Annotated in this window: 8 protein-coding genes; 4 read left to right on the plus strand and 4 right to left on the minus strand. The window is 63.9% G+C overall.

Annotated elements, in window-relative coordinates:
- Positions 1-571: 571 nt before the first annotated feature.
- Positions 572-3,964 carry a tetratricopeptide repeat protein gene (locus AC07FN_RS38130; protein ID WP_478400022.1) on the plus strand — a complete coding sequence of 1,131 codons (3,393 nt, stop codon included), beginning with the start codon at positions 572-574 and terminating at the stop codon, positions 3,962-3,964.
- A gap of 26 nt (positions 3,965-3,990) precedes the next feature.
- Here the strand turns inward: AC07FN_RS38130 and AC07FN_RS38135 are convergent, their stop codons facing one another.
- Positions 3,991-4,701: a site-specific integrase gene (locus AC07FN_RS38135; protein ID WP_478400023.1), complete on the minus strand. Its 711-nt coding sequence runs from the start codon at positions 4,699-4,701 to the stop codon at positions 3,991-3,993.
- Positions 4,702-5,034: 333 nt separating this feature from the next.
- Here AC07FN_RS38135 and AC07FN_RS38140 point away from each other — a divergent pair, with 333 nt between their 5' ends.
- Positions 5,035-5,595: an HC3 family zinc finger protein gene (locus tag AC07FN_RS38140; RefSeq protein ID WP_478400024.1), complete on the plus strand. Its 561-nt coding sequence runs from the start codon at positions 5,035-5,037 to the stop codon at positions 5,593-5,595.
- 1,182 nt (positions 5,596-6,777) lie between these two features.
- Here the strand turns inward: AC07FN_RS38140 and AC07FN_RS38145 are convergent.
- Positions 6,778-7,758 (minus strand): aldo/keto reductase, encoded by a 981-nt coding sequence (locus tag AC07FN_RS38145; RefSeq protein ID WP_478400025.1) that lies wholly within the window; start codon positions 7,756-7,758, stop codon positions 6,778-6,780.
- A complete protein-coding gene (locus AC07FN_RS38150) occupies positions 7,758-8,648 on the minus strand; it encodes an EamA family transporter (protein ID WP_478400026.1) in 891 nt (296 codons plus the stop codon). The genes AC07FN_RS38145 and AC07FN_RS38150 overlap by 1 nt, the downstream gene beginning before the upstream one ends.
- A gap of 63 nt (positions 8,649-8,711) precedes the next feature.
- Here AC07FN_RS38150 and AC07FN_RS38155 point away from each other — a divergent pair, with 63 nt between their 5' ends.
- Positions 8,712-9,215 (plus strand): Lrp/AsnC family transcriptional regulator, encoded by a 504-nt coding sequence (locus AC07FN_RS38155; RefSeq protein WP_478400027.1) that lies wholly within the window; start codon positions 8,712-8,714, stop codon positions 9,213-9,215.
- Positions 9,216-9,352: 137 nt separating this feature from the next.
- On the opposite strand, the gene AC07FN_RS38160 is transcribed toward AC07FN_RS38155, so the two are convergent.
- Positions 9,353-9,553: a hypothetical protein gene (locus tag AC07FN_RS38160; RefSeq protein ID WP_478400028.1), complete on the minus strand. Its 201-nt coding sequence runs from the start codon at positions 9,551-9,553 to the stop codon at positions 9,353-9,355.
- Between the two features lie 176 nt (positions 9,554-9,729).
- On the opposite strand from AC07FN_RS38160, the gene AC07FN_RS38165 reads away from it, so the two are divergent.
- Positions 9,730-10,149, plus strand: a complete 420-nt coding sequence (locus tag AC07FN_RS38165; protein ID WP_478400029.1) for a hypothetical protein — start codon at positions 9,730-9,732, stop codon at positions 10,147-10,149.
- Positions 10,150-10,313 lie beyond the last annotated feature (164 nt).

Raw genomic sequence — 10,313 nt, forward strand, 5'->3', positions numbered from 1 at the left:
AATGATTCCTTCAGCAAGATCAATCATCCCAGCTCAGAAGGGCATCTCGTCTTCTCAGCGCCGAACCGTTACCCATCACCACCGGTGGATTGAGGCTTAGAGAGCGACACAGTGACAGCTTTCCGTGTTGTCGTTGGCGCGGGCTTGGTGTTGTGGATCGTGCACGAGATCGTGCTGATGGTGCACCTTGCCCACCCCGCCGGATAGCCCGAACTACCAGACCACCCCCACTGTTACAGCCCTGACAACACGGCCCGCGTGGGGACCACCGGGGGACCGCGAACCTGGCGACGGGTGCGAAACGTGCAGGTCGGCGCAACCTATGCGAACGCCGATCGGGGCCGTTTACCCAGGCTGCGGAACCCAATGAGAACTGGCAGTCAAGGGGTCACGGGTTCGAATCCCGTCAGCTCCACCCCGATGACCAGGGCCGATGCAACCAAGCACCGGCCCTGGTCAATTGCTGAGTAACTATCTGAGTAACTACGGCCCCGAGGCTGACGCTCGGAAATCCGTTTCGGTATCTCCACAGTTCGCCCGTTCAGCTGGCACATGCGAGATGATCGTTCCCATGCGCGGCTGGCGGCTTCGAGTACTGATCTTGTTTGCCTGCGTCCTTGCGGTGACCGGTGCTGGCTTCCTGCTAAGCCCTCCAGACTGGCTCGCTGCGGATAACGGGCCTGTCCGCAAGACCCTGGAAGCCCTGAGCTGGCTGGTCACCATCAGCGTCCCGCTGGCCGCCTGCGCTGGGGCCGTTTGGCGCTGGGTGCAGGGACGCAAGAGCATTGCCAGCGCCGAAACTGAAGGACACCGCGGAAGCAACACCGTAGATCGATTGCTGCCGGGCCGTGCGCTGCACCTTATTGATGGCCGCCTACCCAAAGTCTCGGACGTAGACATGCTGGCGCTGGGGGTCACGCCTGCAATTGACACCGATTCTGAGGCTGATCTGCCCCCTTTCGTAAACCGGGACCTAGACAATGACCTGGACTCGGCCATAGCCGCAGGCGGTATGGTCTTGCTTCACGGGCCAGCCGCATCCGGAAAGAGTAGGGCTGCTGCCGAGGCGATTCGTCGAGTGCGACCGGGCAGTGCCCTTCTAGTTCCGAGTAATGGAGCCGCGTTACGCGACCTAGCCGGATCTGAAATGTCGATACAAGACACGGTTATCTGGCTCGATGATTTCGAGAACTTTCTCACAGCTGATGGACTAGACACCGTAGTTCTCCAGCAACTGTGCAACAACGAAAATGAGGCTGCAGTAGTAGCGACCATGCGAGATGGAATTCTCGCCCGCTACGACCTTGCCTCGACAGTTGATTTTAGTGATGAGACGGGCATTGCGCCGAACGGGGTCGAGTTGGTCGAACAGATTCGGGGTAGTCGGCGTTTCCATCTCAGCAGACAACTCAGCGAAATCGAGAGAGCGTCAGCCGCTCGCCGTGCGGATCACCGAATTATTTCGGCGTTGAAAGCTCCTGAGGGTTTTGGGGAGTATCTCGCCGCTGGGCCGGCAATGTTGGCGCGATGGTCCATTGGTGAGGGTGATCTGTTCCAGGTTGGGCAAGCGATTATCAGCGCCGCGGTCGACTGCCGAAGGGCGGGCTACCATCAGCCGGTCCCTGAGGCGCAGCTCTACGAGCTCAGCAGAAATTACCTCACTTCTGGCTGGCAGAACCGAGCCGACTTGCCAGCGGCCAGTGACGGATTTCGGTGGGCTTGTATAAAAGTATTGGGAGCAAGTTCTTGTATCCAGAAACGCATGGGTAACAAGTACCTGGCTGCGGACTACTTGCTAGAGCATTGCCAATCCAAGCAAAGTCCCCTTGCTCGGGCACGGCCGCCTGCAGCTACGTGGCGAGCAGTTCTGTCGCTTGCTGGACCTGCTGATAGCTTCAGCATTGGATCCGCGGCAATCGATGCGGCGCCGCTCGATATAGCAGAAGAAGCATTTTGTAAGAGCGCCGATTTGGGTTACGCGCCCGGAATGCGCGGACTTGCTTACGTACTGAATGTGCGAGGTAAGGAGAATGAAGCTGAGTCGTGGTACCGGCAAGCTGTTGAGCAGGGAGACACTGTGGCTTTGGGAGGTCTGGGGACCCTGCTCAAAGGCAGGGGAGAGCGCAATGAGGCGGAGACTGTCTACCGCCGAAGTGCTCGTGTGGGCGACATGACGTCGCTCAGGGGTCTTGGGGATCTGCTCGCCGCCCAGGGGCAATTGGAGGAAGCCGAGACCGCATACCGAGGTGCAGCTGTCAAAGGCGACGAGTTGGCGCTAGGCGCATTTAGAAAGCTGCTTGCCCAGCAAGACAGGATTGAGGAAGTCGAGGTCGTCTACCGGCTTGCCGCCAAGACAGAAAGAAGGGGGACGTTTCTAGCCCTTGCCGCCTTTCTGCTGGAATACGGAAAATTGGACGAGGCTGAGGCTGTTTACCGCCGTGCTGCGGACACGAACAGTCTCGATAACGGCGAGGCACTCAATCGCCTCGGGAACCTTCTAGTGCAGCAGGACCGACTCGGTGAGGCTGAGACTGCTTACCGTCGCGCTGCGGACACGAACAGCCACGCTACCAGCGAGGCGCTCAATCGCCTCGGGAATCTCCTAGTGCAGCAGGACCGACTCGGTGAGGCTGAGACTGCTTACCGTCGCGCCGCCAACACGAACATCCTCGATAGGCGAGCTGGCTTCGAATATCTCTGCAACTTGCTCTTACAGCAAGATCGACTAGACGAAGTAGAAGATCTCTACCAGGATGCTGTCGCTGCAGGTGACGTTACTGCTCTTCGTGACATTGAGCGTTTTCTCCAATGGCAGGATCGAGCCCAGGAGATCGAAGACGTGTACCGCCGAGCCGCTCGCACAGATGGCGCGGGCAAGGCGATCGTGCTGAAGGAACTCGGAGAGTTTCTGGAAAAGCAAGGTCGGCTCGGTGAGGCTGAGGCTGCTTACCGGCGCGCTGCGGAGAGCAGTAGCACGATCTACAACGATGCATTCGCGAAGTTCCTGGAGCGGCAGGACCGGCTGGACGAGGCTGAGGCTGCTTACCGGCGCGCTGCCCACCCAGACGGCGCGGGCAAGGCGATCGAGTTGACGAAACTCGGGTCGTTTCTTGAGCGGCAGGGGCGGCAGGACGAGGCTGAGGCTGTCTACCGGTGCGCTGCCGAGGGCCGTAGCACGTTTGCCGCGGATGCATTCGCGACCTTCCTGGGGAAGCAGGGGCGGCTTGACGAGGCTGAGGCTGTCTACCGGCGCACTGCGAATTCAGACGATTCCTGGGCCCAGCGGAAGCTTGGAACCGTTCTGGAAGAGCAGGGGCGGCTTGACGAGGCTGAGACCGTCTACTGTCGCGGTACTAACAGGGGCGACACCGAAATGTCGGGGAGGCTCGCGAAACTTCTTGAGCGGCAGGGGCGGCTTGACGAGGCCGAGGCTGTCTACCGGCGCGCTGTCAATGCAGGCGACGCCTTGTCAGTGTGGCGTCTTGGGCGCTTCTTGGAAGAGCAGGAGCGGTTTGACGAGGCTGAGACCGTCTATCGCCGTAGCGCCAACACCGGCGACACGAGTGCGCTGAGCAGGCTCGCGGAGCTTCTGGAGCGGCTAGGTCGGATTAACGAGGTTGAGGCCATCTACCGCCGTGCCATCAATATCGAGTACAGGTCCCTGGGATTTGCTTTCGGGTTTTTGCTCGGCGGTGCTCCAGTCCGCCTAGGGCAGCTTCTGGAGCAGCAGGGCAGGCTGGAAGAGGCTGAGGCTGTCTATCGCCGCAGTGCCATTACGGGCGGCACTAGTGGGCAGCGGAAGCTCGCGGAATTTCTGGAGCGGCAGGGCCGCCTGGACGAGGCCGAAGCCAGCTACCGCCGCGCGGCTCGCACAGACAACACGCTCGCTCAGAAGAGCCTTGAGCGTTTTTTGGTTGGACAACGGGGCGAGGAAAGAAAGGCAGACGGGCCGAGGTTCGAGTGAACGTCGGCCCGCCCGGCTGCTGGACACTATGCCTCGCGGCGGTTTCTGGGAAAGAGTTGGTCCATTGTGCCGTTGTCGTCGATGAGGATGGGGCGGAGTTGGTGGCGGTAGACGAGTTCGGTTACTCGGCTGCCGCTGTGGCCGACTAGGCGGGAGATGGCTTCGATGGGGACGCCGGAGTCGGACATGAGGGAGACGTAGCTGTGGCGTAGTTCTCGTGGAGTCCAGTCGTTGGGGTTGAGGCCTGCGGCTTTGATGACTTTGCGGAAGGCTCGGCGGACGTTGTGGGCGTCCTGCTCGGTGCCCACGTTGGTGGGGAAGACCAGGTTGTTGTCCTGCCGCTGGGTGCCGGCGGCCTTGCGGATCTCACGTTGTCGGAGTCGGTGAAGCCGCAGGGCGACGGTGCATCGGAGGGGCATGGCGAGGGCACGGCGGGATTTCACGGTCTTGGTGTCGCCGCTCTCCCGGACGGAGCGAAGAACCGAGATCGACCGTGGCACAGGTGGTTCGGTTTTGGGGTTGCCGTGGAGGTCGACGTCATCCCAGGTCAGTGCTCGCAGTTCTTCTGTGCGTGCTCCGATCAGCAGCGAAAGCACGATGTAGGCGTGCAGCGGCGACTGCTCGGATGCCGTCAACACCTTCTCGGCCTGTGTGCTGATCTGCCTGGCCTGTTGGAGGGACTTCAAGGGGCCGCATGGGAAGACCACCCGCGTCGGGTCACGCCGCACCCTTGTCACGGGTTCTTGATCTGCGGTGTGTTCTGGTTGCGTGCAGTCGGTGCAGCCGTCGTATGCGGCGTAATGTAGCGGGCCAGGTCGCGGTCGGGCGACAGCTCCGGTGTTCCCTGCGCAGGATGAGTTCGTGGGCCACGCCCCCGCAGCCGGCCAGAAACCCCAGCAGGGCAGGACCGAATTCGCCCAGAGCCGCCAGGGCTACTCCGACGGCCGTGCCGATCACTGCCAACAGCCCCGCGGTCACACGGGCGGCGACGTGGTGTGCCATGTCCCCTGGACGGTGACCCCGTAGGAGCCCGTTGCATTTGCCCGCAGGCGGATTTCGGAGGTATGGGTGTGTCGTTCGTGTACGTTATGCCTCTGCTTCGAACGGGTGAAGTTCCCCTTGGGCATCGTCACGCCGCCCCGCAGGCGCACGTCGCGTTGGCGGAGGTGGGGGAAATGATCCGATCTCATTACCGCTGGCATCCCGCGGAATTCCAACGGCACGCGATCCGCGGGCTGCTGCATCCCATGCAGCAGCACCAAGCCGGTGAGACGATCACGACGTTGTGCGGGCAAACAGTGACTGCGGCGCAGCGAGACGAGGTGAGCTGGCAGTGGCCGACCTGCGACGCGTGCCTGCAGGCAGCGCAGGAAATCAGCGGGGCGGCCTTCATCAGCGGCACCGTCGCAGTGCGCTTGGCCTTCGGTCTCGTCAGAGAATCACGACGTCAGGCGCACCTCGCGGTGCCCCCGTCCGACGATGGCGAGGAACCCGCGTCCTGGCTGACATTCTGCGGCCTGACCATTCCGGCGCACCAAGCCGAGGTTTCGCAACCTCCGGTCGGGATGCCCTGCGTGCACTGCCTATCCGGACTCGAGGGCCACGAACCTGGTGAAAGCGGTGAGCCGTAAGGACTTGCGGGGTGCCGTGACGGATCCAATGGTCTGTCGACGGAGCAGAGCCGGGACCGCTCCCGGCTCTGCTCTCGTCACGCAGCGCTTCCCGGCCGCGTCCCCCCGCGCATGACGACGCTAGCGCGCTCCTTCCCGACACGATCGAGCGATCACCGAGGACAGCAAGGCGTAACCCCGTGGTTTTGAGCTCGGGACCCGGCGGGCACAAAAAGGTTGGCCGCACTTCGCCCCAACCGTGAACAACGCTCAAGCCTGGGCATCGTCGATGTTATGCCGCGGATCATGGTCAGTGACCCGCACAGGTTCACCGATTCCGCACACCGTCCCCGCAGCATGGAGAAGCTGCAATTCGCCCACGCCGTCGGGGCGACCTCAGTCTGGATCCGCTGGAACTCCGGCACAGCACGGAAAGTCCCCCGAGTCCATGTCATCGACCTAACGGGCCAGACAAAGCGCATCAAGCGCTTCGTCGGAACCGGTGCAAGCCCTGGTTGATCAACCCTGTCAGTTGCCTGGCAGTCAAGGGGTCACGGGTTCGAATCCCGTCAGCTCCACCCCGATGACCAGGGCCGATGCGAATCCGCATCGGCCCTGGTTTCGTACTGCCTGCCTAACCGCGTGTCTGACGCTTCGAGTTCGGGTTCTGGAAGATGCTGTCCGTCGCGGTTGCCCCTTCCTCGATCACCGGCCGGATCTGCTTCCGATAGATCAGCTCGGTCACCCTCGTGCCGCTGCGGCCGACCAGCCGGGCAATGTCCTCCGCTCTTGCTGGGGATGAGTAATCCGGCCAATGACCCGGACTGGATATGGTTCTTCGACTTTGCTGAACTCCATGCCGAGTTCGCGCACTGCTTCCGGGATCTCGGCAATTCGGAACTGGTGAGCCATCACGCTGGAGCGTCCATCGCCGGTCAAAGGACGTCTTCGCGCGCAGGCTCTCGTTCTGTCGATCGGTACCAGCCACATCGCACTTGTTGGCCGACGACCTGGACCAGGCCGTATCGGTTGCGCGGCCGGGAGTCCGGTAGCCACATCGCGCTCGTGCGGGATGGATCTGTTGCGGTGGTGGCGGTTCCTGCCTCACCAGCCGGTCGAACAACATCCACATCTCGACCTTGTCGACACCAAGTCCTGTCATGTCGATGTAAAAGGCGGTACCCGGATGGGATCTGCGCCGGCTCAGTGGTGGCCGAGCACGGCGTGCGGTCGGTACGGTGCCTGCAGCGTGGCCACTTCGTCCTCGCTCAGTCGTATCCGCACTGCGGCGACCGAGTCCTCCAGGTGTTCTGTTCTGGTCGCTCCGATGATCGGCGCGGTTACCCCGGGGCGGCCGAGTAGCCAGGCCAGCGCGATCTGCGCCGGCGGCAGGTCGCGCTCGGCGGCGACCGTGCGCACCGCGTCGACCACGTCGAAGTCGGCGTCGGCGTACATGGCGTCCGCGATGGGGTCGGAGCCCGATCGCACGGTGGTCTGTCCGCCGCCGCGTTCGCGGGAGCCGGTCAGCAGTCCGCGTGCCAGTGGGCTCCACGGGATGATGCCGACACCCTGGTCGAGGCAGAGCGGGATCATCTCCCGTTCCTCCTTGCGGTAGACGAGGTTGTAGTGGTTCTGCATCGAGACGAACCTCGTCCAGCCGTGTGTCTCGGCGACGTGCTGCGCCTTGGCGAACTGCCAGGCGAACATGCTCGACGCGCCGATGTATCTGGCCTTTCCGGCGGAGACCACGTCGTTGAGCGCGTTCATGGTCTCCTCGATCGGAGTCTCGTGGTCCCAGCGGTGGATCTGGTACAGGTCGACGTGATCGACGCCCAGCCGGTCGAGCGAGGCGTCGATGGCGGCCATGATGTGCTTGCGGGACAAGCCCTTGTCGTTCGGGCCGGACCCCATCGGGAAGTAGACCTTGGTGGCCAGCACGTAGTCGTCGCGGCGGGGGAACAGCTTGGCGAGCAACCGCCCGGTGATCAGCTCGCTGACCCCGTCGGAGTACATGTCCGCGGTGTCGAAGAACGTCACTCCCGACTCGATGGCCTGCCGGACGATCGGCTCCGCGGCGTCCTCGCCGAGCATCCACGCCCACGAATCGGGACTGCCGTAGCTCATCATGCCGAGGCAGATCCGGGACACGGTGAGGCCGGATGTGCCCAACTGGATGTATTCCATCAGTTCTCCTTGCTTTCCCGAGGTTCTTGGTGGACCGAGACACCCCCGGCGATCAGCGCGATGCCGGTCAACTCCTGGATGGTGGGGACCTGGGTGAGCACCACGATCCCGATCACCGTCGCGACCGCGGGCAGGATGCTCAGCATCAGCGCGAAGGTGTCCCGGCGTAACCGGGCCATGGCAAGTTGGTCGGTCACGTAGGGGATGACCGACGAGCAGATGCCCACGCTTGCTCCGGCCAGCAGCGCCGCCGGGCTGGTGAAGGCCGGGGCTGCGGCGCCGATGCAGAACGGTGTCGCGACCACTGCGGCGATCAGCATCGCGGCGCCGAGTTGATCGATCCCGGAGAGCCCGGTGCCGGTGTTGGCGATCCGGTGGCCGAGGACCACGTAGAGCATGAACAGTGCGCAGTTGACGAATGCGAAGACGAACCCGAAGGGCTCACCGGCGAGCTGGATGTCGGTCAACGCGACCACCCCACCCACGGCGAGCACGAGGGCGATCACGTTGCGGCCGTTCCGCACACCGATCGCGGCGAGCACGATCGTGCCGAGGAACTCGATCGCCCCGACGGTTGCCAGCGGCAGCCGCGCGATGGCCAGGTAGAACGTCGCGTTCATGGCCGCGAGCACCACACCGAGCCCGAGCAGCACCCACCGCTGCTCCGGCTTGAGGCGCCGGACCAGCCGCCACGGCCTGCGCCACACCGCGAACACCACCGCGGCGCTGGCGATCCGCAGCCAGACCACGCCGAGCACGTCCACGCGGGCGAACAGCAACACGGCGAAGGCCGGCCCGAGGTAGTGGAAGATCGCGCTGATGCCGAAGTAGGCCGGTGCCGGTACCCACGGCGCCGTTCGCCGCGGAGCGATCCCGGACGGTGTCGTCATGCGGTGTATCTTCCAAAGTAATACCCGCAATCGGAATGGCACTATCCAGGAAGATGACGTGAGTTGTCTGGAAAATCAAGGCCAAATGATCCAAATTCCTTCACTGGGCGATCGCGGCTGCTGGACGAGGTGAACGTGCGGCTGCTCAACGAGTTGCACAGTGATCCGCGGCTGACCATGTCCGAACTCGCCCGCCGCGTCGGCATGTCGGCGCCGGCGGTCACCGAGCGGGTGCAGCGCCTGGAACGGACCGGCGTGATCACCGGCTTCCGGATGGAGGTCGACCCGGCCGCCCTCGGCATGCCGGTGACCGCGCTGGTGCGCATCCGGCCCGGACCCGGCCAACTCCCCAAGATCGTGGCAGCGGCACGGGACACGCCGCAGGTGGTCGAGTGCTTCCGGATCACCGGCGAGGACTGCTTCCTGCTCAAAGTGCACGGGCCGTCGATCGGTCAGCTCGAGGACGTGCTCGACCGTTTTCTCATGTTCGGGCAGACGACCACCTCGATCGTCGTGTCCGAGCCGGTGCCGCGCAGGCCGCTGCCCGTTCCCATCGTGGACGAGTGATACCAGGACGACGCGGGTCGGGTTCTGATGATCTGCCGAACCGACAACGGCCAGTACGCCATCCCCGGCCAACCGGCTCCGCATCGAGCACGGATTGCAGCAGCGCGCTGAGCCCTATATCGGCTGATCAGCAGTAGTCAGGGCCGCGGCCAGCCGAACCGGATCCGGTTCGGCGTCTTGAAGTGACCCCACCCGCGACCTCTGCCCGCGGCCGCGGCTCTCGGGACGACCGTCGACGTCTGCATCGAACCCCGGTCGACCAGTTGGTTGATCGCTAACTTGCTGCGCTTGAGGTAGCGCTGCAGCGGGCGCCGGTCTTCGTGGCCGGACAGGTTCATCAGATCGGCTTCAGTGGCGCCGTCCTCACCGGCGTGTGTCGGCCGGCTGTGGCGCAGGTCGTGTTACTCCGTTGGGTGATGTGCGTGTTGGTGGCCAACGGTGTCGCCACGCCGGGCGTGTGTGAATGGCGGGTCCGGAACGGCCGGACACCGGCAGTATGCGAAGGGGAATGCTCATGAGATTCACCGGACGAGCAGCGCGAGGCGGAGTCGTTGTCGCCGCCGCCACCGCGTTGGTGCTGGCCGCGCCGGCCGCGGCGAGCACGAGCGGCGTCACTGCGCGGGAAGGCACCTGCGCCATGGGGCAAACGCTGTGCAACACCACCTACGGCACCGGCAACAGCGTCACGCAGATCGTGGCTTGGCGGAATACGAATGTGACAGCAGAGAGCGGATTCTTCGAGCTCTTCGGACCGGGCACTTACAAGGTGACCGGTCCCACCAGCCGGGAACAGGACCACACCTTCCAGGTCAACGCGAGCTTCCCGCGCGGCTCGCTGCTCTGCGTGACCTTCTGGGGGAAGAACGCCAACGGCTCCTTTACCAAATACGGCGGCAAGAACGGCAACGCCTGCACTTCAACCCCCATCGGCTGACCGCGGCCGGATCGGGGAACAGGCGGCTTGAGCGTTCCCGGCCGCCATGACACCCCAGCCGGCCTCGGCACCGTGGGGGGGGGGGGGGGGGGCGGGGGGGGGGGGGGGGGGGGGGGGGGGGGGGGAGGGGGGTGGGGGGGGGGGGGGGGGGGGTTGTTTTGTCC

This window comes from Saccharopolyspora sp. NPDC045941, from assembly GCF_056431445.1.

What these genes read in the sequence shown, in the direction of transcription:
- AC07FN_RS38130 (WP_478400022.1), top strand. Translation starts at nt 572, where the DNA reads ATGCGCGGCTGGCGGCTTCGAGTACTGATCTTGTTTGCCTGCGTCCTT.
- AC07FN_RS38145 (WP_478400025.1), bottom strand. Translation starts at nt 7,758, where the DNA reads ATGGAATACATCCAGTTGGGCACATCCGGCCTCACCGTGTCCCGGATC.
- AC07FN_RS38150 (WP_478400026.1), bottom strand. Translation starts at nt 8,648, where the DNA reads ATGACGACACCGTCCGGGATCGCTCCGCGGCGAACGGCGCCGTGGGTA.
- AC07FN_RS38160 (WP_478400028.1), bottom strand. Translation starts at nt 9,553, where the DNA reads ATGAACCTGTCCGGCCACGAAGACCGGCGCCCGCTGCAGCGCTACCTC.
- AC07FN_RS38165 (WP_478400029.1), top strand. Translation starts at nt 9,730, where the DNA reads ATGAGATTCACCGGACGAGCAGCGCGAGGCGGAGTCGTTGTCGCCGCC.